The following is a 23,657-nucleotide window of genomic DNA, read 5'->3' as shown; positions in this document are numbered from 1 at the left end:
TAATGTCTAGCTAATTTTTTAATTTTTGTGTGGTCAATTTTGTTTTATTTAGCAGCACTATCTATAGCACTTACTGTTTTAAATTTGCTGTAAGCAATATATGTAGTGCAAGCAAAGAACAGTCCAATTACTAATGCACCAACCCATTGAATCTGTAAAAACTCCAATGGGAATAAGAGGGTTAATAATGAAAGAGCAACAGCATTTAAGGCAATATAATTAAATTTACGGTACTGTCAAGTTTCCGAATTCGGATGAACACAACCACGATTTAACTGCCTCTGCCAAATTTTGGACACAACTCGCCCTATCCCATTCAACGAACGCTCGGTCACGGAAAATTCTATAATGACTCGCTTTCATGGAATGGCGACGAGGTTGATGGGACAACTCGCATCGGTTGTTTTCGTGCGGCTGGGTTGAGTGTTCTACACACGGCATCAGTTCTTTCTTGGCTGCTGAATAACTGCGTAATTTATCGGTGACTATGCTGATTGGTGCGTATTGTTGGCCTTTTAATAACTTTTTGAAAAAGCTTAGCTGCATGTTTATTTTTACGTTTCTGAACCAGAATATCGATTTCATCACCATCCTCGTTGACAGCCTGCCAAAGGCAATGCAGCGCACCATTGATCTTGATGAATACCTCATCAAGATACCAAGTATCACCCAATTGCCCTCGGCTCTTCCTGATCTGACTACAATACCTTTGCCCAAATTTATCACACCAATTTCTGACAGTTTCGTAACTGACGGCAATGCCTCTTTCTGCCAGCAATTCTTCGATGTAACGGAAGCTAAGTGCAAATCTGTAATAAAGTCACACAGCGTGACTTATTATTTGAGGTGGATAGCGATATCCGGCATAAATATTAGTATTTTTTATTTTCAGATTATTGCATTCTTATGAATCCGCTCGTCAACTTGACAGTACCTGTTGGATAGTTAACTTACGACCAGAAATAAAACGTCTCAAAGTAAATCACTTTTACCCCCGCAATAAAAATAAATTATAAAGATATCGCAACCCCAATAACTTTAAGTTGATTACCGAATTTTAAGACTGACTGCGAGTAATCCTGATAAAAGTAGAGGCAAAGAAAATATAACAAAGTTAAGCTCCATACTAAAACCAGAAGCGATAAATAGTCCACCAACATAAGGACCAACAACAGCACCAAAGCGTCCGAGCCCAAGCGCCCAACCAATACCTGTCGCTCTGATTTCAGTTGGGTATAGTTTGGCTGATGCTGAATACAAACCAACAAAACCTCCTTGTAAAAAAAATCCAATCACAAACAACAAAACGAATAAATTGACATGTTCAAACATTAAACCAAATAAGAGCATCATGATGCCTGCAAGGCCTAAAAAAATACCAATCAGTTTAGTCAACCCCATGTGTGCTGCGAACCAACCCAACAGAAGCGTACCAATGACACCACCACCATTTAGTGCGACTGCTGAAAAAACACCATCGGATTCACTTAAACCAGCATTAATGATCAGCTTTGGAAGCCAACTCATTAAAAAATACAATGACACAAAGACCAAAAAAAAGGTTAACCATAGACGTATTGTTTTAGCACGCATATCAGGCACTAGTAGGCTCAGGACACTCGCTTTAGGCATGACATCGCGATGCTCTGATGGAAATGAATCAATTTCTTGTCTTTGCATACCCGTTAACAAGATGTTGGCCTTTGACAATGCTTGGTTTGTCCCTACAGTTCGCAAAAATTGTAGCGATTCAGGAACAAAAAGGTACACCACCACAGTCATCAATAATGTCACCACACCTAGACCCATAAAAATAATTTGCCATCCATATACAGGTAATACAGGTGCAACAATAATACCTCCTAATGTCGCACCCAGAGGAAAACCAGCAGCCACAATGGCCACACTAAAACTGCGATATTTAGTGGGGGTATATTCAGCAGTCAGGGCCGTTAGATTTGCTAACATGCTGCCGACGCCGAGCCCTGTGATGGTACGCAAAACGATTAACTGCCAAAGCGTTGACGTAAAGCCTGTTAATAGCATAGACAAACCAATCACAAATACACTGCCAATCAGCATTTTACGGCGGCCTATTTTGTCAGCATAAGGCGCAATAAACATCGCCCCCATCATCATTCCAGCCAATGTTACGCTAAAAATGACCCCTAAGTTAGTAGGGCTAATGTGTAATTCTTCACTGACGCGTTGTGCGACGAAAGACATAGAGGTGATATCGAATCCATCTAATATCATCAGCAGAAATGAAATCGATACAACAAGAATCTGTGTAGAAGATATATTCCCATCATCTAGAATATGTTCAAATGAACGGGTTGGCGGCGTTTCTGGCGCTTGTTGGCTTATGTTCAAAATTAGCACGACCTTTTTATAAGATGAATAACGAGAATAAGGAGCATATTTGATAAATTCAAATAAGCTCTCTATAAACCGGAGTTAATAATTAGATTTTTCTTCGATTTGGCTATGCTGAGCGCATATTGGCAATATATTGTTTGTCGACAAAACGACAACAAATGACAAGCTATGTTTACATAGTAATTTCATCTTAAATTCTGTTTTCCTTAAAGGTGTTGGCATTTTTTGTGATCCATTAGTCGTTAAGAGGTAATTATTATCTATGTTTCTTATATTTACGTGTAATTTATATGATATATTACGTTACTAGTCAAGTTTTAGTCGATTATATTCGTATTATTAATTCAAAAAATAGATGGACAACTCAAACGATCCCATTGCGCTTGATGTGATCGTTTCACGTGAAGTTTAGAGTTAACGTCTTTTAGGGATAAGTATAAAATAAACACCAAGGCGAATGGGTTCGATAAATTTAAACTTGCCTCGAATGATTTTGAATTCCGCAATATCCGTTTTACTGGCTGATGAGAGTAAGCAGTACATATTGATTAAGAATGGAAAAGTCTGTTAAAAAAGCGTAATCAACATTACTGCTTGGCGTATTCTGATGCTTTAAAGAGAATTTGGCACATGAAGCGTGAGTCACATTGCAACCCACGCAGTGACCAAAAACTTTTTCTAAATTTAGCTGAATTTTAATATTTAGGGTACTTTGGACTAAAAATACTGATAATTGAAACTGCCAGTATTGCTGGTTATTACGGATACAAAGTAAAGCAGCAGCTAGTATGAGAGCGTGGCCTAACAGCAGCCCTTATTTATTCTTGCTATTGGTTTCGATAATATAGCTGCACGTTAAAATTTTTTAAGTGCGAAGCGACAGTTCTATCGCTTACAAAACAGAACTGAGGGATATCTCAGCCTAGTCTCTAATAACTACAGCTGATTAGCGAAAAATTTATTTACCGTATCCAGCAGGCATAAGAAACTCCCACACTGAGGTTTCACTGCCTCTTTCGCACGGTACTTCAATAACTACTGGGCCGTACTCTGAATCTATAATTGCTTTTTTGAGCAACGCTTTAAAGTCATCAGCAGAAGTAGATCGATAAGCTACCGCTCCAAAACTCTCAACAAGTTTAACGAAGTCTGGATTTTTTAACTCTGAACCAAATATATTGCCGTCGAAAAAGTCAATTTGATCTCGTCGCACATTGCCAAAAGCATTGTTATTGAAGAGAAGTACGATTAGGCCAATATTAAATTGCACAGCCGTGGCAAGTTCTTGAACGCCAAACATAAAACCGCCGTCACCGGCTATCGAAAAAACAACTTTATCTGGATTGGCAACTTTGACACCAAGTGCAGTTTGAAAGCCATGCCCTAAATTGCCTTGATAACCGCATGTAACGAGATGACGAGGTTCGTAAATTGGAAAACCTAACCAAGACGCGAAGCCCACTTGGGAAATCTCTTCAACAATAAATCCATCGCGAGGTAAAAGATCTCGCATAATATTGAGATAGGTCATCTGTGGTTGAACTTTTTGTATCTCTTGCCAACTTTGCGCTTTCACTTCGTTGAAGTATTTTTCTCTACAGACCCGTGGTGAGAAGTCTTTTTCTAACTCGTCTATGATGGCCTTAGTTGCAAGCTTAGCGTCTGCTACAACGGAAACATCTGCACGCAGACGTGTCAGCTGAGTAGGATCGATATCAATACGCACTAGTTCACACTTAGGCCTGCCTAATTGCCAACGAAATGCGGGCAATTCCATCCGCGAACCAATACCAATCATCAAGTCTACTTCTGGGTAGAGTTTATAACCGGCAGCGCAATTAAATCCATAAGGGGAATCATCACTGACAATCCCACGACCACCGCGGAAAGAGACAACCGGAGCTTGCAACAACTTGGCAAGTTTAAGCAATTCGTCCTTCGCATCAACGGCTCCACTTCCTACCATAATCATTGGATTTTTCGCCTTACGAATTTTTTCTGCAGCCGCTTTAATTTTGCTTTCGCTTGGCTCATAAGCGGGATTAGGAATTGCTGGGAATTGCATATCAACTGTCGCTTTTAGGCCGAATATATCCATAGGCACTTCCAATGCGACAGGTCGTTTACGTCCAGAAGTAAGTTTACTAAAAGCATTAGACATAATAGCAGGAGCATCGACTGGATGATTAATTCGCGCCGCCCATTTAGTTAACACTCGTAGAATCCCAAGTTGGTCATCCAATTCATGCAGCATACCATGCCCAATTCCAACAAATTCACTAGGTACTTCACCAGTAATGCACAATATCGGAGTGTTATGTGCAGTGCATAGCGCGGCAGTAGAGTTAAGTACACCAGGTCCGGGAACCACGCAATAAACACCCACACGCCCGGTCGATTTGGCATAGCCATATGCCATATAACCGGCACCTTGTTCATGCCGAGTGACTATTAGTCTAATTTTGTCATGATATCGACTCAGTGCATCAAAAAAAGCATAGGTTTGTGCCCCTGGTATACCGAAGATTGTGTCTACACCGTTTTTTATCAAAGATTGAATGATGGCGTCTGAGCATGTAATTTGTGTCATAGTCTAAATAGTTCCATTAATTTAATTAATTTTGTTTATTGCGTTCAAACACGTTAGAACAGTCGTTAATCGTGATATCGAGCAAAGCGGAAAAGTCACTCTAATTATCAATACGCTCCGTATATTGAAAATATCCCCTTACGCGAATAACCGATAATAAAAATATATGAGCATGAAACTTGTTAATATAAATATTCCACAAATGCTCCAAATCTTCATCAATAAACTAGGTTGCATATCGATCGGTACTTGGTCACTCCACATAGCGTGATGGTTCAGATATGCTATTATTGGACTGATAACGAATACGATTACTGCAGTGATATCAATGAACTTAGCGAATGATTCGAGCATAGTTGCTAGTATGATAATAGCGGCTACGCATATTATAACTATTGAAGTATTGTAAAAACGCTTGGAGCTTTTTTTTATTTCAGCGCGACCATAACCTACTTCTAAAATTCCTACTAAAATTCGTGTCACCCCGTCAACAACGGCTAATAATGTTGAAAACATTACGAAAATTGCGATGGTAGCGATAAGAGGAAAACTCCACGGACCGATTGTTTGAGTAAATAATTCCATCAGCTGTCTAGAAAAACCCGAGTTACTAACTTCAATTTCAACACCAGTATTATTCATCAACCCTGTGCCCAAAACCAAAAAACAAAGTGCAAGTAATGTACTTATTACATAACCGACATTAAAATCTAGTCTAGCCTCTTTAGGTGTGGGCAACTTACCCGTATCTTCAGCCCGAGCGCACGTCCACAAAGACTGCATCACCGACCCATCTGTAGGTGATGGCATAAAGCCGATTAGCGCAACAACATAGAGTATGACAGTGGAGTCAATCGATGGCATAGTAAAGAGTGACAGTGACCAATCCATGGTTCTTGCAACCAATATAACGGTTAGGAAGATAAGTAAACTAAAGCATGCTACAACGTACTTAGTGAATTTCTCCAATAAACTGTAATGACCACTAAACAAAAATAAAGCACAAAAAAATAACAATATGCTAACGCCTAAGACTGGATCCACTGAAAATCCAAACGCAGCCTGAACTAATCCCAAAGTGAAAAGTGCAATAGCACCCACCACAAAGACCATGCTAAACATTGCTGTCAGCGCGTATATTCCGAAAACGCACCGCCCTGCACTTCGGTAGCTGGTGATTAAACTCTTCCCAGTGGCTGCTGCAAACTCACCACCAAACCGCAGGGCTGGATATTTAACCAAACATGCCAAAATGATAATAAAAGTGAGACCCAATCCGTAGTCAGCTCCCGCTCGCGTAGACTGAACTAAATGAGAAACACCTACAGCGGCTGCGGCATATAAGATACCCGGTCCTAGCACACTAAAAAACGAGCTTGATTTACCTTTCATATTTACTTTCTCTTTGGTTTTTATTAAATAATCCAATTAAATATTAACCGCTTCATCATTATACTCGCCAGTATGACACTGAAAATCAGCAACCAAACTGTTGGGACTAACCTGCAATTGTTCACTGACAAATAATGCGAAAAAAGAGATTAATATGATATTGAATAAGTCTAAAACCGTCAAAAATAATCGAATTAGCACGACTACAATGTAAATTTAGACGACTTTAAATGGACCAAAATATACTAAAAAGAGTGAATAAAATGACTTTTTTTCATATTTTTCTACTCGTTAGCAATTTAGCTTACGCTAAAAATGCGGAAAGTTGAGAGAAGCATTCGACATAACCAAATGCCCCTCTTAACAACTTAGGTTACCTAGTAGAAACTATATCTAAAAGAAACATACCATTGACGACCTCGCTCTCTAATGACTTCAGTAATACCAACGTTAGACTCATAACCTGCGGTAATATATTGTTCATCGGTTAGATTCTTGAGTCCAAAGTCAACACCATAAGTCTCGTCAGGTGAGCGCCATAGAGCGGTTAAGTCTAAAAGAGTCACTTCTGGCGTAATTATACCGAGAGAATTATCTGGATTATTAAAATATTCAGTGTGATAATTAGCACTGAATCTGCCGGTAAAGAATGACCCGTTTGCAAATTCAATGTCTCTTGCCAAACTGATATTTCCAGACCATTCTGGTACGTGGTCAAACTTGCTATCAACGGTAACAACTGCACTTAATGGTGGTGCCACGTCGATATTGGTATATTTAGCATCAGTGTATCCTACAGCTGCTTCAATAAACCAATAGTCCGCAAATGCTAATTTGGATTCAAGCTCAAATCCTGAAATCTCTGCACTACCTACATTTGCTTCAAAAAATCCGACAAAACCAGGATTCTGTGTTCTTACTTGAATGTCTGTATAATCCATCGAATAAATAGCACCATTTACCGTGAAAGGTTTGTCACCGCTATCGTATTTAAAACCAGTTTCGTATGATTTAACGTATTCAGGTCCAAAAGAAGGAACAGTTTGCAAAGCAGGAAAAATACGTTGCACGAACCCACCTGAGCGAAACCCTTCAGAATAAGATGCATATACCATTAGCTCATCATTAGCTTCGTAAGCAACGTTAATCATTGGAGTTATTTCTTGGGTATCTGCCTTATTTAAACCAAGGGGCAGAAGAAGCGTACCTGGAGTGAGACCAATATTGCTGCTTATTACTACTTGAGTTGGATCAAACGTTTTTTCTTCATCTGAATATCTCAGACCTACGGTCGCGTCTAATTTTTCAGTAACGCTATAGGTAGCTTGTGCATAAATGGCTGAACTAGTCGTGGTAAAATCATTATCACTGTCAAAGTTAGCAATCGCAAAATTAAGATTATTTCGGTTATTACCTTTTTCATCAAAATAGTATATCCCTGCAACCCAATTCAATTTTTCATCTTTTGTTGCGCCCAAGAGTTGGATTTCTTGAGTAAACTGAGACGCTTCAAAAGAATCAAAGAAATGCACAATTGTTAACGGTGAACCATCAGAGTCTTTAGCAAACTCTGCGTCTAAATCGCGGTAAGCTGTGATAGATTTTAACTGCAAATTGTCGTGAATATCCCAAGTAATCTGCAAATTAGAACCCCAAGCGGTAGTATCAGAATATGTAGGGGCAGTGCCTAAATTCTCGCCTTCGCTCACGTATTGGTTGTTGTAACAAATAGGATCAGTAGAAGTAAAACCACCCGGGAAACCGCATGTTGCGCCTTGTAATACATTGTCATAAAATCCGGCAAACGATCCAGCAACCATCGTACCTGAGTCAGTCAATTGAAATGCTGGGCCATTCTCATTTTCGGTACTGTGGTCAAGCGTTAGCATTACTTCTACGTCATCGGACGCTTCCCACAGAAGTGAACCCCGCAAAGCCACCTTGTCATCATCACCTAAATCACCTCCAGCAGGGCGCTTGACATAACCATCTTGGGTTGCGGTTAGAGCAGAGAAGTTACCAAATAAAGTATCGCTAAGAGCACCATTTACAGATACCTTGAGCTTAGCCAATGAATCAGTACCGACCGTGGCGTCAATATAGCCCTCAAATGAATCTGTTGGTTTTTTGCTATAAATCGCAACTGCTCCACCTACACTATTTCGACCAAATAACGTGCCTTGAGGACCTCGTAATACTTCAACACGATCAACATCAAGTAAATCAACAAGGGCACCAACAGTTCTGGCAATGTATACACCATCGATATAAAAGCCAACACCGTTGTCGATTGTGCCTAAAAAGTCACGCTGACCAACACCGCGAATGTACACCGACGCTACAGATGATGAGCCTCCAGCGCCAGGACTATTTTGATAAGTAAGGTTAGGTGTTACGCTGCCCACTTCTGAAATATTTTCAATTCCTCTGGCCTCGAGACCATCTCCAGAAAAAGCGGTCACCGACAAAGGAGCTTCTTGCAAACTCTCCTCTCTTTTCCTTGCTGTTACTTGTATTCTTTCCATCATCGCATCAATTCCAGATTTCTTTTCTGCACTGGCAGTATCTGAAGTACTTTCTTGAGCATGAACAGGTGCCAATGCAATAGCAGACATTACTGCTATTATTGCAGTGTAACGCATATTAAATATGGTTCGATTTATTATGTTTGGTTTACCATTGTTATTCATATTCTATGCTCCGTTTATTATGTTTTTTTATTATGTTTCTGGTGCTCCCAGACAATTTGTATGATTTTTTACGTTATCTGTCAAGTAATATTTCACTAATACTTTGCTATATTTTTGAACAACAGAGCTTTTTAAATTCATTTCATTACATTTATAAAATATTCAAAAAGGTAATGAAGGTGTCTAATCACCGTCAGATATAATATGGAAATAAATGAAGAAGTACTGGTAGACCAAATGAGTCCAAACCAGCTGCAAAAAATTTTGGATTCCAGCATTATCTGTTTAATGGTTGCCGAAAATATAAACTGTCAAATTAACTAATAGCGGTGAAAAAGCGATTATTAAAGTAACCAAAACTTCCAAAGATTTGTTGACAGTCTATAGACTGATTTTTAGATGAAGCGTTTACGCGTTCTCAATTGAACATTGCAAAATGTTTTTTAAATCTAGCTGGGTTTTCATCTTTACTGGGACTATAAACTAAAAATACTAACATCGATTTTATTGATAAAGCACACAAAAAAATGCGCTGCCGACAGCAGGAAATCTGATTCTTTATTCGTTATGGAAAATTCGGAAACATGTCTAATGACGTTATTAAAGAATCAATAATGGCTGAATTGTGAAATACAATTCGGCCTATCAGCGGCCATATGAATCCTCTTAATTGCTACCAATTTTAACTAATTTATCATGTTCTCTTTTTATGACATAACTTCTTATATCTTCGGAATCATTTTCACTAAACACCGGCTTAAATGACACCATTCCCTTAGAAGATAAAACACCATCGATCACAACCTGATGCCAAGCACCTGTATATAAATTGAAAGGACTGTAACGGAGGTCAGGTAGAACAGCTCCTGAAACAGCTGTGTCGCCGTGACAGTTAAAACAAAATTGTTGATATAAAACGCGACTATGAGCCACTGCTGCTAACGAAACAACTTGTGGTGGTTGATTTAAAGTACGCTTTACTGAGAGATGTTTTTTCAGCGCCGCTGAATACGCCCTTCGATAGGGCCAACACGAAATTAATCGAGTACCTCTTAGAAGACAAAGTATGCTAGGTAAGGCTGACAATGACATAGCGATGTTAAACTATGTATCAATCAGCAAATTTTAGCCTAAATCGTTTTGCATTTCTGCATGCTGCATCATACGCGACCAACATATTCTAAATATCGTGTTCAGCTACAAATCGGGCAACGAAGTAAACGTGAAAGAGACCAGTCGGAAGACACAGGGAAAAAGGAATAGTAAAAACACTTTATCAACCTTGTGTTTTCTGATCCTAGTCATTTGCGTGATAAATTATTAGAAGCAGCCACTTGGCTTACCGCAGAGGAAGTCAGTAGACGTGCTGGTTCAACGAATATAAATGCCTCAGCCCTGCCTAACCGGTGGTAAAAAAGTAAGAGGATTTTTGCTATTACCAATGGTAATAAAGATCTATTCCCAAAATATATTTTCGGGGACGATGGCAAACCTCTACAGATAGTTTCAAGCGTACTAAAATGCTTTCATGATAAAAAATCAAAACGGCATTATGGTTTGCTAGTAAAAATATATGGTTGGGCGGCAACGCGCCGCAAGATATGTTGCTTAATAACGCTTCGGCTGTAACCAACGCAGCTGAAAAAGAAGTGGCTGATAATGTCTTAGGGTAACTTCACTTCATCGTTTATAACTCTGGCTGCGGCCCCTCGTCCATTAAATGAACAAATATATTGATGCGCACTGTGCTGTTATCAGAATCAGCTTTTTGATATTCCTAGGGCCTATTTTATAAACCCTTGGTCAAAAAGGTTTCACCATTATGTGCATCGAGGTTGCAGACATTTCTGCAACGTTAATATTCTTTTAATCGTCTAATGTTCTGAATTTTTAAACGCAGCTTCATCCACAGTAGCCGCGTAATCAGAACCACACCATGCAAGACCGTCACTCAATAATAAAGATTTTTGGTCATACTGAAAATTAATTACGCATTGCGCCCATCCTCTTGGGATTGTTCGGCTTGAGTTTTTTTAACTTCTGCAGCTCTAGTGTTTTGCGACCCCTTCAAAATCCCATCTAATGAGACACTAAATTGTTTAGATTTGATAATATAATTCAGAGTGCCTTTAAAAAATAGCACGCCATTGCTTTTAGTGCGCCTCAATATTTAGTCCGCTCTAATAAAGTTATCATCTCGTCTCGCCTACTACTAAAGATTCCCGGAAACGCAGCAGAAGTGCAAGCTATAACGCTTCAAACCTCTTGAGCATAAGCATGAAATGCTTGTTCAAATTTTCGTTCCCAAACTTGCCAGCGCGATAATCAAGCCTCGTGAAATAGTCTCTACCAAGATCGCCAAGATAAACTTATGGGCCATGGCCTCAGCTAAAAGTTGCTCAACCCATGCCTGAGCAAATAACTACGTTTTCTCAGTATTTAGCGCTTGTTAATATTCGGTTTGCATTAGGCGCAAAAATTCACGTAGGGTTATGTAGAAAGCGGTTAATTAACAGCGTTATTCATGCTCTATCAGCCACAACTGGACTTGATACTTTTGAACTCACTCACAATCACACCTTTGCCGTCATGCCACTAAAGACGATGCCAAAAAGCACTGCCGCAGCGCTTCATGATGGTACAGTGTTAACTCAGTAAGATATTGATTACTCGTTTGACCTTATTAAAAACTTTACACCAAGCAAAACGTCTATGTTAATAGATAAAGATAGAGTAATTGAGCTAGACGCGATTGTGGGGTCAGTGAAGCGCAGCTATCAAAAACAAAATTTGATGTTCCTCACGTTCGTGAATTTTAGCAAGGTCTTAATGATGCTGTTTGGTAAAAAATAAAAATGACTGTCTCGGATGGTGCCTATAGATTTTCAAGGCTAGCAACATTTGCATTTCAGTCAATAACAATTTAGGCCCTGAGTATTCACTTCTTCAATTTAAACGAACTACACAGCTTAAAATCGGTCAAATCTATACACCGAAGGGTTGACGAGCGGTGAAGCGTTAGTCACAAGATCTGCAGCAAGTGCTCCTGCGGCAGGGCCTGTACCAAAACCATGCCCAGAGAACCCAATAGCTACTGTTAAGCCGTCTACCGCATCTATTCTATCAATCACAGGGTTTGAGTCGGGCGTAATGTCCATAAGACCTGCCCATGTTTCTGCTATTTCTACCTCTTCAAACAATGGCCATACTTCCCGAAGGTTGGTCAATGCTTCGTCAACGATGCTTTGATTTGCATCGGGGTTAAGCGTTCTTACTTTTTCAAATGGTGAAATTTGATCATTTCTCCACTTTCGCTTAAGAGCCAGATCATCCAAAAAGTATCGACTTAAAGACACATCTAAGGCACCACCTTGGGTACGTAACTGCTTCAGGTAGCGGTGTCCCACTAATAAATGGTCTAACGATAATGGAGCCTCTAGCCTAGCACGCTGAGTAATAATATAACCACCATCATCGTGTTTTCTAAATGAGAAGTTAGGCCCGCCAATTGCTATATCTGTTGGGCCGTCGAGAGGTTTTGTGCGAAGTGCCGAGCAAATTAGCGGCAGCGTAGGATAACTTATGCCTAAGTTGCCTAAAAAGCGGCGTGACCATACTCCCCCTGCAAGCAGCACTTGTTCACAACGAATTTCACCTTGCTCGGTCATTACGCCACTCACTTTGCCACCGGCGGTAATTACGCTCCTTACCGCACAATTTTGAATTATTTTAGCGCCTCTATTAATTGCTGCATTAGCAATAGCGGTTGCAGCCAAATGAGGCTCCGCTTTTCCATCAGATGGGGTATAAACACCCCCAGCCCAGCTGCCTGCCCCGCGCGGTGCATACTCATTTATTTCTTGAGCACTGAGCATTTTTGAACCCAATGATAATGATTTAACCGATTCTAACCATGCTTCATGCGTTGCCAGCTGTGCTTCATTTTGCGCTAAAAACATTATGCCTGTCTGCTTATAGCCGACGTCTTTGCCTACTCGTTTAGCCATGTCAGCCCAAAGTTGATCAGCCGCTATAGCCAACGGAATATCATCAATGTGACGACTAGTTTTGCGTATCCAGCCTAAGTTTCGTGAAGATTGTTCACCTGCAATATGCCCTTTTTCAAGCAGTACTACAGGAATATTGCGCTCTGCTAAACTTAAGGCTGCCGACACACCCACAATGCCACCACCAATGATAACAACTGTTGTGGCCGCAGGTAGTGTGCTTTCGGTGTTGATTAACTGTAGTGTTTTAGTCATAGCATTCCTAATCTATTTACAAAGATATGTCTTTAGCGTTTCAAGCTCGTTCTATGCTTTTGTTGTGTTTATATATGTTGTTTTTGCTTGCGCCGCTCCACGATAAGCCGTGACTTCAATTTCTACTTTGTAAACCGTTGAACCAAGCGGCGGACAGATAACTGTGCTCGCAGGGTCAATGCCCTTAAACTTGTGCCCAACAAAAGTCATAACCGCATGCACATCATCTGGTGATTGTATAAAAACACGAGACACTATTACGTCTGACAACGAGGAATCTACTGCCGCTAGCGCCTTTTCACAATTTCTAAACACTTGTTCGGTTTGCTCTAATGCGTCTTCTGGAATTTCACCGGTGTCTGGATTACGGCCTGCCGTGTTAGAAACATAAATCCAGTTATCAACCGCTACCGCTCTCGAATAGCTGCCAATCTCTTCAAACTTAGAACCTGTTTTTAATTTTAATAGTTGAGTCACTGTATGTTACCTCGTGTTGACTATTGATAATAACGCGCCTAACAAAATGCGGGGTCATCCCAAAGGTTTAACTTTACGCCAATCCCTTTTTCAAGCGCATTTCTATATACAACGGTTGCCCATGCTACATCTTCGACCGGCATGCCACCCACTGATAGCATAATAATTTCTTCATCATTTTGACGACCGAGTGTCGCACCCGCTACAATTTCACCAAGGTCTTCTAGACTGCTCAAACTCAGTAGATTTTCATCTACCATGTCCATGAACCGTATCCCAATTAATGGAATATGATTGTGCGCGGGCTTGGGCACTTCTTCATGCCACGCTTCATATAGGCCTGTATTGTCTAGTACTTTGCGTATATCCGCTTGTTCCATGCCCTCATCTAAGCGGCATGATGCAGGCATTGCCAAGTATGCGCCTGGTTTTACCCACGCCCTTTCCACTATTGGATAAGTGTTAGCGTCGCCCGTTTCACCAGAGTTACAATAAGTAACAATATCTGAACCGCGAACCACCTCTTCAATGGTGTCGACTATATGGACATTACAGATTTGTGGAAACGTCTTGCCCAACCAATTAGTAAAATCATCCAGACTTCTTTGCCCACGACCTTTAATTTGTATCGTATCAATTTTAGAGCAGACTGCCATAAATGCGGCAACCGACGTTTTGGCCATGACACCAGGCCCCAACAGGCCTATTACTTTAGAGTCTTTGCGCGCAAGATAACGCGCCCCTACCCCAGGAATGGCACCTGTACGGTAGGCCGACAGCAAATTAGCCGACATATAGGCTAATGGCGCAGCAGTGTCTGGATCACTCAAAGTAAACATTAAAATAGAGCGCGGTAGTCCTTTTTCGCGGTTTGCTACATTTGAGCCATACCACTTAACACCGCAGGTTTGAAAGCTTCCTCCAAGATAAGCAGGCATCGCCATTAAACGTCTATCAGCGGTAGGCTTTGGCATTTTAGGAAAAGGTGACACTTCAGGGAACGTAATCATTGCTCCATGAGAATCGCTGTTTGGACCTGCCATGCGGTAATCACCTTTTTCCAAAAGAATAAACATTTCTTCCATAGTATCGATACACTGATGCATATCGGTAACGCCTGCTTTTATCATGTCTTGTTCAGACAAATAAATGAAGTCTATCTTATTGTTATTTGACATAGTTTTACCTATTACTTGGTTCTTAAATATTGTTGTAACGGATGCGTTTAAACGAACTTTTTAGTGCTTAAAAAAAGCGATTCTTGCTCGTGATTTTAAAAATATTAGAACACTTCATAGTCCGATGTATTGAACTTTTGCGACATATGTTAAAATTCGAGTGAGTTATTTAGTTGAATGTAACGTATTAAATGGTAATTCTCCCTCAAACGAGAGGCCGTACATTGGTCACCCTCTCTGTCAGACTACTTCTCGTGTTTAAAATTTAACCTCTAAAGTTAATGCGAGGCTGAGGAGTAACAATGCAACATTATCCATCCGAAAGAAAAAAGTCGGCGCTGAAGAAGATGCGGCCACCTAGTAATATATCTATTACAAAACTTTCATAAGATATGGGGGGAAGTCGAGAACGAATGATCCTCGGCGCATTGTGCTAGTGGGCCAAATGAGTTGTGGAGTTAGGATATTAGATGGCTGCCAAGCCCTGCAAAGGGTTTCTACTTTCACTTATATTTAATATTGGATGTGTTTAGTTGAGAAATTGTGGGCTGGGAAATACATGTTTAAGAGTCGGCAGCTCACGCCGCCACACTTATTCGGCGTACCCATTTACGTAAAAATATACGGTACAAACTCTTGTTATTACATTCGGATAACGGTCGACCAATGAAAGGCTCTTTGATGCTGGAAACGTTATGTCAAATAGGCATTGCAACGTCATTTAGTCGCCCTAGGGTCAGCAAGGAAAATGCTTATTTTGAGTCGATATTTAAACGTGTAAATACAGACCTGATTACCCTTACAAACGTTTTTTAAACATAGGTGAGGCATGTGTTTCTATGCCTAACTCTGTCACCACGGCTTCGCCTATCTCTTGATACAACTTCTATACACCATAGTAATATAGTGTGTCTAGGCATCGACCTAATGCATCATCATTAATGTGGCCTCTGAAAAGAGAGCAATAGATCGAAGTTGGGGATCTGTGTCAAGATATTTTTAAAAAATAGATAAACCGCTTATTTAATAAGCGAATTCAATTAAAAATAGGGGGGCGAAATGACAGATGAAGAACCACCTACAACTGGATTATTATTATGGCTAAAGTTACGTGTAATAATGACTGCTTCAGAAATATTGTCAATGCCTCTTGCCTCAGGGCCAACGCCAGAAAATGCGGCGAGTGATAAAGGTGCATCTTGTAGACTCTCTTCCCTTTTTTTTGCTGTTACCTCAATAACCTCCATCATTACGCTCACCCCCTAATTTCTTTTTCTCTGAAGTTCCCGCGTTCTCTTCAGTCTCTTGAGCATAACTAAGGAATGGTAATATCTTATAAATAACAACAAGTTATGATAATAATTATATAGTGACCAACCGCCTTTTATTTGTTTTTTCTGACCGACGTATTCATCTGCTAGATCCAATAGTGAATGTGACAGTTCCTCCTAAATTTACATGATATTTCACATAATTAGTCAATTAAGTGTTTTTGGATATTATTCCTAATAACTGATATAAAAATTCACCAAACGAAATAACTTTGACAAATAAACCCAATTATAGGTATATTATATTTAAATGATTTATTACGTAATTAATTAAATATTAATACTATATTACTCGGCACGCTTGCATGCAATGACAAGTAATATATACAGAATACGAATGTTCTTGTACATGTTATAAAAGTGGGGGAATAAAAATGACAGATACTGAGTTTGATTTCATTATTGCAGGTGCGGGATCAGCCGGATGCGCTGTTGCTGCACGTCTTATCCAAGCAAATGCAGGTACAGTTCTTCTTTTAGAAGCAGGTCCGAAAGACAGTAGCTTGTTCCATAAGATTCCGGCAACCGTTCTTCAGGTTTTTCAAAAGAAATCTTGGGCATACAAAACATTGCCTCAAACCGAATGTGGAAATCGTGAAATGCTTGTTTCTCAAGGTAAAGTCCTTGGCGGAGGAAGCTCAGTAAACGGGATGATTTATTTGCGTGGTCAAAAACAAGACTATGACGATTGGAAAAACGATTGGGGTTGCAATGGTTGGAGTTACGACGATGTTTTGCCTTTCTTTAAACGCGGCGAAGCAAACGAAAGCATGGGTGATAAGTTTCATGGTGAAACGGGCGCCGTTCCTGTTAGTGAAAATAGGTATCGCCACCCGTTAACATCTGCCTGCATTCGAGCCTGTCAACAAATGGGTCTGACTTATACGAACGACTTTAATGGTGCTTCTCAGGAAGGTGTAGGGTTTTATCAGACCACAACTAAAAATGGGGCTCGCGCTAGCTCATCAAAAACGTATTTAGAATCTGTCATAAAAAGCCCAAAGTTAACGGTGTTAACCGATACGCTTGTACACAAGGTTACGATGGATGATAACGTTGCTAGTGGTGTTGAGTTCTCGGTCAAAGGTGGAAATTTCACCAGAGCTAAAGCACGAAAAGAGGTGATTGTTTCTTCGGGCACATTTGGTAGTCCGAAAGTATTGATGCTCTCGGGCATAGGACCTAAAAAACACCTTGACGAAATGGGTATTAAGATACTTGTTGATCTTCCTGTAGGCGAGAATTTACACGACCATATGCACATGTCAATAAATGCGACAACAAAAGAAGACATCAGTATTTTTGGCGAAGACAAAGGTTTCTCCGCTATAAAGCACATGATTCAGTGGCTAGGGTTTAGATCGGGCTTAATGACCAGTAATATTCTAGAAGGGGGTGCGTTTATTGACAGCGAAAATGTTGGGCGCCCTGATGTTCAGTTTCATTTTTTACCGTTATTAGATAATTTTGATAATACGCCCGGAGAAAAGCCAGCAGCTGAAGGACATGGCGTTTCGATAAAGGTAGGTCATCTACGATCAAAATCACGAGGCGCTGTTCGTTTGAAATCAACAAATCCTGAAGATTTGGTTGAAATTGATGCGAAAATACTGTCACATCCCGATGACTTAAAAAATCAAATACGTGCGGTACAAACTGCTTTAAAAGCAATGGAACAACCGGCGTTAAAGCGAATTATTAAGAAAGTAGTTGAACCTTGTAATGTGTCCATTGATGATTATAAAGGATTAGAGAGTTTTGTTCGAAAAAACATCAAAACAGTTTACCACCCAGGCGGCACATGTAAAATGGGCACCAACCCCAAGGATTCGGTAACAGATCTTGAGCTTAGAGTACACGGTGCTAAAAACCTGAGGGTAATTGATTTATCTATTTGCCCACAAATTCCAAGTGGTAACACTAATGCGGTTGCTATGATGATTGGAGAACGTGGCGCTGACCTTATTATCAACTCACTTTCTTAAGGTAATTGGCCGTATATTTATTTTCATGCCTATGCAGATAAACCGTTAAGTCAATACCCGATTGTAGTGAATGTACAGAGGTTGCGTGCCTAGTCGAATGCGGAGTGATTTTTCTTCCTTTTAATAATGTGTAAGTTTCTTTTGCTCCATTTACCGCACATTTGAGCCGCTGCGCAACTCCGAAACGTGAAATGTGCCCACCATCATGATTCCAGAATAGCTAACACTCTTTGGTGTTAGCTATTTGGCTAGGATCCTCTACCGCGACATAATTTAAGAAGGCACGTATCGCTGACTTTTTTGTGACCAACATAGTGTGACAGTCCTGCTATACGACAATCTATATCGACTTCAGTATGATACTGGGCAACGACGCGGCGGCAAATAAAGGTATATCTAAAATCATATAATGTGGGATAGCGGCCATTAGATTTGATTGACAGCCCTACAACTTTTTGTATCCGTCCAAAAGCGTATGCCGCTGTACGCATGTCAAGAGCACGATCGTTATTCAATTGAAAAAGGATACCGCCGAACCTTTTACATTAATATTGTCGTGATAAACGACATAGGATTTCAATGCATTGACTGTTCATATAGACAACGGCACTAAGCAGTGTCGCCAACCTTTACTTTTTTGGATAACAATTTCGCCAAGGTCCAATCTTACTTCTTGATTTTGTGAGCGAACGGCTTCGCCGGGTCGCAAACCCGTTGATACAAGCAGTCCAAAAAGAACTTGAACTGTGACGGATGTCAAGCCACCTTTAGGGCAAAGTTCAAGCGCACCATTCATTAATTCATCAATTTCGATGTCATAAAAGATATAAAGTGGCAACCGTTTCTGACATGCTCCAAGAAAGCGAGTAGGAAGTGCAATCATGTCATGTCCGCGCATAACTAAATAACGCGAAAATGGTCTCAAGGTTTCAAAGCGTTCAGCAACTGGTGTTTTCGACGTTGATTTCGACGTTGATTTCGTAAAATCAACCCATCGCAGTGCAAGGCTCATGTTCAGGGAAGTACTAGATACTGAGATATTGATGTATTGATTAATCATGGGGCACTCCTGCTTAGTGAAAGAATAACCATTACGTTGAGCGCTTTTAGTCTAAATTGCAGGGTTATTGAGGGTTGTAGGAGAGCAATACAGGGGCACTTAACATAACGGGGAAGTGCACATAATTCCTATTATGTTGTTATCAACATAATAGGAAGAACGCCATGTTCCACAACACCCTGCATGTTGGGGTTATCGGAGATGTCGTTACGTCCTTGATTGCCACGGCAAGTGAAGCCGGTATTAATATTTCAGGTTACATAAGATAAGGAATATTTAATTGCTTACCCATTTTGCTTAGATTTAAATTTCGAACCAAGCTGACACTACTAATAAACATCAGCTTGGATCTATAGCTTACTCAATACCAGATATACTTTTAAGACCATTTTTAAGCGTTCTAATTTCATCTTCTGAGAGCTTACTCAGTAAACCTTTTTCATGATGTTTCGCGATGGTAACGAGCTTTGACTGTAAAGCCCCACCCTTCGTCGTTAACGTAACGGTATCGTTGCTATATTTTACTACACCCGCTTCGCTCAGCATTTCCAAAGATTGCTTCAATTCTTCAATAGGTTGCATCACTAACTTACTTAAATCCACGAAAGGAAGTGACAATGATTTATCCAACAACGTGAGTATTCGCCAGTCTTCAGGCGTCACATTACACCCTTCTATTAGCGCAGGATAAAGCTCTTTTCTATAAAGCGAGATGGTTGAATTAAGTTGATACAACAGAAAGTCATTTAAAAACTCGCTTCCCGTACTCACACTCGAATATGAATCTAAGTTTGGATGCTGAGACGCAATCGAATAGCTACCACGTGAGAAAACGAGGGGGGTCTTAGATTGGTTATGAGAATAACTAATCACTTCACCCACTATAATAAGATGGTCGCCACCCTCATAAACGTTCCACGTCTTACACTCAAATTGAGCGCCGCAACCTTCTAGTAAAGGCACGCCGCCTGTTCCAGCTATATACGACACATCTTTAAATTTATCTTCTCCACGTCCTGCAAATCGGTTCGAAGTAGCAACCTGAGATTCGCTTAACACGTTAACCGCAAAATATTCGGCGTTTTCGAATATTTCTGCACTGTATGCGTTTTTATCAACGCTCCATAGTATTAAAGCGGGATCCATAGACACACTGTTAAAACTGCTTGCTGTGCATCCTATAGGGTCGCCATCATCGTCGAGTGTTGTGATAACAGTCACACCAGTAGGAAAGTGGCCTAAGGCATTTCTAAAATCTCTCACATCAAATTCAGCATTCTTTTTCATAATATTGTCCTAATAATTTTTAACGTCCTGCCTTGTTAGCAGGCAAAGTGCCAATACCCCAGTGTGCTTTGGGATATTCGGTAATTAACACACGAATATTTTGTTCCGGTGCCCCTATAGACACTGTTACCGCTTCAGAAACCGCTTTAATTAGTGCTTCTTTTTGCTCTACTGTGCGCCCTTCCATCATATTTACATTAATAATCGGCATGGTGTGTTCCTTATTATTTTATTAAACAAATTTGCCTGACAACGTGCCTAAATCTTGATAACGAACGGTAAAATTGTCGCCTTTTTTAACCGGTACAGCCGCTGTGATAGCACCGATCATGACGAAAGAGCCCGCCGGTAATTCTTCACCGCGTTCGCCAAGCATATTAGCTAACATAGCTACAGATGCGGCTGGGTGTCCTAATACAGCAGCGCCTGCGCCGACTTCAACTACAGTGCCGTTTATTTCCATTACCACACCTAGATTTTTCAGATCTAACTGCGACGCTTGCTTCATTTGGCCTCCAGTTACAAAGCGAGTAGAAGAGCTGTTGTCAGCAATTACGCTTTTCAAATCAAATTTGAAATCTTTATATCGTGAATCAATGACCTCTATTGCGGGCATTACAAAATCGGTTGCCGCAAGCACATCTGCAATATGAACACCGGGTCCTTTTAGCGCTTTTTTAGTCACAAAAGCCAATTCAGCTTCAATTTTAGGGTGAATTAATTCATCAATTCTTATTTCACCGCCATCAGGCACACTGAAATAGTCTGCTAGAAATCCGTAACATGGGTTTTCAACACCCATTTGTTTCATTTTGGCCCACGATGTCAGCCCCATTTTCATACCGACTATTTTTGTACCGCGGGCTTCTTTACGACGTCTAATTTCCCATTGAATGTCAAACGCATCTTCATACGTCATATCAGGATAATCATCCGTGATTTTGGTTACTTCATATGCTTGTAACTCTGCATTTTCCAAATGTTCAGCAAGCTCGTTGACTTGCTCTTTCGTTAAATTACCCATTTCTACAATCCTATTTATTTGCTGCTAGTTGCTTGCTTAACGTTATAGCTACATCTTCAATCATGTCTTCTTGACCACCAACGGTCCCAAGTCTGCCAAGCTCCACTAAAATGTCTCTGGCTGATACACCATACTTTTTTGCTGCACGTTGGGCGAATAGTAAGAATGAGCTGTAAACGCCAGCGTAGCCTAACGTTAAAGCTTCGCGGTCGACCCTAATTGGATGATCCATCATGGGCACAACAAGATCTTCTGCTACATCCATGATGCTGAATAAATCTACGTCACTTTTTACGTTCATACGCTCTAATACGGCAACGAACACTTCCAATGGTGTATTGCCTGCGCCAGCACCTAAACCGGCAACAGAGCCATCTATGCGAGACGCGCCGGCTTCAATGGCGGCCAGAGAGTTTGCAATAGCCATGCCCATGTTGTGATGACCATGAAAACCAATTTCAACATCCTTTGGCAGTTCACGGCGCAATAAGCCAATCTTCTGTGTTACTTCAGTGGGTAACATATAGCCAGCTGAATCAGTGCAATAAACACAGTTCGCGCCATAGCTAACCATTTTCTTAGCTTGTTCAAGTATGGTTGATGCAGAGGTCATGTGAGCCATCATCAAAAACCCCACCGTATCCATGTTAAGTTTGCGAGCTAAGCCTATATGTTGTTCAGCCACATCAGCTTCGGTACAGTGAGTCGCTACGCGTATAGTAGATACACCTAAATCTTTTGCCATGCGCAGATGATCTACCGTCCCAATACCGGGAATAAGTAAAGCAGACACTTTGGCTTGTTTCATGTTTGGGATTACAGCGTTTAAATAGTCTTCATCAGAATGAGCGGGAAAACCATAGTTCACAGAAGAACCGCCTAATCCATCCCCATGTGTTACCTCAATTAAAGGAATACCAGCTTGGTCTAGTCCCTGTGCTATAGAAACCATTTGATCAATACTGATTTGATGTTGCTTGGCATGCATGCCATCTCTAAGACTCATGTCATGTAAAATCACTCTTTTTCCAGATAAATTCATTTTGTGATTCTCCTTTTAAGCGCGCGATGGCAATTGAAGACTGCCAGATGCCGACTCTTCAGCAAACATTTCAGCTGTTCGTAAGGCCGCGGCTGTCATGATATCTAAGTTACCTGAGTACTTAGGCAGAAAATCGCCAAGCCCTTCTACTTCTAAAAAAACTGAAACTCGATTGCCATCAAATACCGGGCCATTCTTAATCCGATAACCAGGAACGTACTTCTGCACTTCCTTAACCATGTTAAGAATCGATTCAGTGATCGCTTTTTCATCAGGCTTATCTTTAGTCAAACAATGCACAGTATCTCGCATCATTAAAGGAGGCTCCGCTGGGTTGATGATAATAATGGCTTTGCCTTTGTCAGCCCCGCCAATTTCTTCAACGGCATTTGCAGTTGTACGTGTAAACTCATCAATGTTTTTACGAGTCCCCGGTCCTGCTGATTTAGACGAAACAGTAGCAATGATTTCACCATATGCGACATCTTGTATTTGTGATACCGCGGCAACAATGGGAATGGTCGCTTGACCGCCACAGGTAACCATATTCACGTTCATCTCTAGCTTTTTAACATGTTCTTTTAAGTTCACTGGCGGAATACAAAATGGTCCAATTGCTGCTGGTGTTAAATCAATCATGAGCACACCTAGTGCATTTAGTTTGCGGCTATTTTCTGCGTGTATGTATGCAGATGTAGCGTCAAAAGCGATACGAATATCGTCAGCTATAATATGTGCTAACACCCCATCGACGCCAGTTGAGCAGGTTTTAACACCCATTTCTCTGGCGCGTTTTAAACCTTCTGAGGTTTCATCTATTCCTACCATCCAAACTGGTTCAATCCACTCTGAGCGCTTCATTTTCATTAACAAGTCGGTACCGATATTACCCGGCCCGATGATGGCGGCTTTTAATTTATTGTTCATAATTTAATTTACCTATAGTCATTTGAAAACGCT

Annotated in this window: 19 protein-coding genes and 1 pseudogene; 2 read left to right on the top strand and 18 right to left on the bottom strand. The window is 40.6% G+C overall.

All coding sequences use genetic code 11. From position 1 onward, the window contains the following. Positions 1-44: 44 nt before the first annotated feature. From CXF81_RS20220 to CXF81_RS03615, 8 genes and pseudogenes are all read right to left on the bottom strand, one after another. Positions 45-227: pseudogene (locus CXF81_RS20220) on the bottom strand (BCCT family transporter); the annotation flags it as partial. After that, positions 226-546: a transposase gene (locus tag CXF81_RS03640; RefSeq protein ID WP_255409405.1), complete on the bottom strand. Its 321-nt coding sequence runs from the start codon at positions 544-546 to the stop codon at positions 226-228. The pseudogene CXF81_RS20220 and the gene CXF81_RS03640, both read right to left, overlap by 2 nt. Next, the gene (locus CXF81_RS20475) at positions 476-778 is read right to left on the bottom strand and encodes a DDE-type integrase/transposase/recombinase (protein WP_255409404.1); all 303 of its coding nucleotides are present in this window, start codon (positions 776-778) and stop codon (positions 476-478) included. Before CXF81_RS20475 ends, CXF81_RS03640 begins: the two co-directional genes overlap by 71 nt. A 269-nt stretch (positions 779-1,047) precedes the next feature. Then, entirely contained in the window at positions 1,048-2,373 is a 1,326-nt protein-coding gene (locus tag CXF81_RS03635; protein ID WP_101180022.1) for an MFS transporter, read from the bottom strand. 964 nt (positions 2,374-3,337) lie between these two features. Continuing rightward, positions 3,338-4,969 (bottom strand): thiamine pyrophosphate-dependent enzyme, encoded by a 1,632-nt coding sequence (locus CXF81_RS03630; protein WP_101180021.1) that lies wholly within the window; start codon positions 4,967-4,969, stop codon positions 3,338-3,340. 138 nt (positions 4,970-5,107) lie between these two features. Continuing rightward, the gene (locus tag CXF81_RS03625) at positions 5,108-6,361 is read right to left on the bottom strand and encodes an NRAMP family divalent metal transporter (RefSeq protein ID WP_101180020.1); all 1,254 of its coding nucleotides are present in this window, start codon (positions 6,359-6,361) and stop codon (positions 5,108-5,110) included. A 377-nt stretch (positions 6,362-6,738) separates the two neighbouring features. After that, a complete protein-coding gene (locus CXF81_RS03620) occupies positions 6,739-9,051 on the bottom strand; it encodes a TonB-dependent receptor (RefSeq protein WP_101180019.1) in 2,313 nt (770 codons plus the stop codon). Between the two features lie 666 nt (positions 9,052-9,717). Continuing rightward, the gene (locus CXF81_RS03615) at positions 9,718-10,143 is read right to left on the bottom strand and encodes a cytochrome c (RefSeq protein WP_101180018.1); all 426 of its coding nucleotides are present in this window, start codon (positions 10,141-10,143) and stop codon (positions 9,718-9,720) included. A 1,314-nt stretch (positions 10,144-11,457) separates the two neighbouring features. On the opposite strand from CXF81_RS03615, the gene CXF81_RS03605 reads away from it, so the two are divergent. After that, complete coding sequence (locus tag CXF81_RS03605) at positions 11,458-11,709, top strand: hypothetical protein (protein WP_101180016.1); 252 nt, start codon at positions 11,458-11,460, stop codon at positions 11,707-11,709. Positions 11,710-12,020: 311 nt separating this feature from the next. On the opposite strand, the gene CXF81_RS03600 is transcribed toward CXF81_RS03605, so the two are convergent. The 4 genes from CXF81_RS03600 to CXF81_RS03585 all read right to left on the bottom strand — a co-directional run bounded on the left by CXF81_RS03600 (position 12,021) and on the right by CXF81_RS03585 (position 16,218). Then, positions 12,021-13,313: an FAD-binding oxidoreductase gene (locus tag CXF81_RS03600; protein ID WP_101180015.1), complete on the bottom strand. Its 1,293-nt coding sequence runs from the start codon at positions 13,311-13,313 to the stop codon at positions 12,021-12,023. Between the two features lie 51 nt (positions 13,314-13,364). After that, positions 13,365-13,790, bottom strand: coding sequence for a RidA family protein (locus tag CXF81_RS03595; protein ID WP_101180014.1), 426 nt, complete (start codon positions 13,788-13,790; stop codon positions 13,365-13,367). Between the two features lie 38 nt (positions 13,791-13,828). Then, positions 13,829-14,968 (bottom strand): tyramine oxidase subunit B, encoded by a 1,140-nt coding sequence (locus CXF81_RS03590; protein ID WP_101180013.1) that lies wholly within the window; start codon positions 14,966-14,968, stop codon positions 13,829-13,831. A 1,040-nt stretch (positions 14,969-16,008) separates the two neighbouring features. Next, positions 16,009-16,218 (bottom strand): hypothetical protein, encoded by a 210-nt coding sequence (locus tag CXF81_RS03585; protein WP_101180012.1) that lies wholly within the window; start codon positions 16,216-16,218, stop codon positions 16,009-16,011. Positions 16,219-16,673: 455 nt separating this feature from the next. Between CXF81_RS03585 and CXF81_RS03580 the strand changes: the two genes are divergently transcribed. Then, positions 16,674-18,284: a GMC family oxidoreductase gene (locus CXF81_RS03580; RefSeq protein WP_101180011.1), complete on the top strand. Its 1,611-nt coding sequence runs from the start codon at positions 16,674-16,676 to the stop codon at positions 18,282-18,284. Between the two features lie 592 nt (positions 18,285-18,876). Here CXF81_RS03580 and CXF81_RS03575 read toward each other — a convergent pair. The 6 genes from CXF81_RS03575 to CXF81_RS03550 form a co-directional block, all read right to left on the bottom strand. Continuing rightward, positions 18,877-19,344 (bottom strand): hypothetical protein, encoded by a 468-nt coding sequence (locus tag CXF81_RS03575; RefSeq protein ID WP_101180010.1) that lies wholly within the window; start codon positions 19,342-19,344, stop codon positions 18,877-18,879. A 357-nt stretch (positions 19,345-19,701) separates the two neighbouring features. Continuing rightward, positions 19,702-20,631 carry a flavin reductase gene (locus CXF81_RS03570; RefSeq protein WP_101180009.1) on the bottom strand — a complete coding sequence of 310 codons (930 nt, stop codon included), beginning with the start codon at positions 20,629-20,631 and terminating at the stop codon, positions 19,702-19,704. A gap of 19 nt (positions 20,632-20,650) precedes the next feature. Next, positions 20,651-20,842: a 2-hydroxymuconate tautomerase gene (locus tag CXF81_RS03565; protein ID WP_101180008.1), complete on the bottom strand. Its 192-nt coding sequence runs from the start codon at positions 20,840-20,842 to the stop codon at positions 20,651-20,653. Positions 20,843-20,863: 21 nt separating this feature from the next. Continuing rightward, complete coding sequence (gene dmpH, locus CXF81_RS03560; protein ID WP_101180007.1) at positions 20,864-21,655, bottom strand: 2-oxo-3-hexenedioate decarboxylase; 792 nt, start codon at positions 21,653-21,655, stop codon at positions 20,864-20,866. 10 nt (positions 21,656-21,665) lie between these two features. Further along, a complete protein-coding gene (gene dmpG, locus CXF81_RS03555; protein ID WP_101180006.1) occupies positions 21,666-22,697 on the bottom strand; it encodes a 4-hydroxy-2-oxovalerate aldolase in 1,032 nt (343 codons plus the stop codon). 15 nt (positions 22,698-22,712) lie between these two features. Next, on the bottom strand, positions 22,713-23,624 hold the full coding sequence (locus CXF81_RS03550; protein WP_101180005.1) for an acetaldehyde dehydrogenase (acetylating): 912 nt from the start codon (positions 23,622-23,624) through the stop codon (positions 22,713-22,715). Positions 23,625-23,657 lie beyond the last annotated feature (33 nt).

This window comes from Glaciecola sp. 33A (genome assembly GCF_002836745.1).
Classification (GTDB): Bacteria; Pseudomonadota; Gammaproteobacteria; order Enterobacterales; family Alteromonadaceae; genus Glaciecola.
This window is presented reverse-complemented; position numbering and strand designations above follow the sequence as displayed.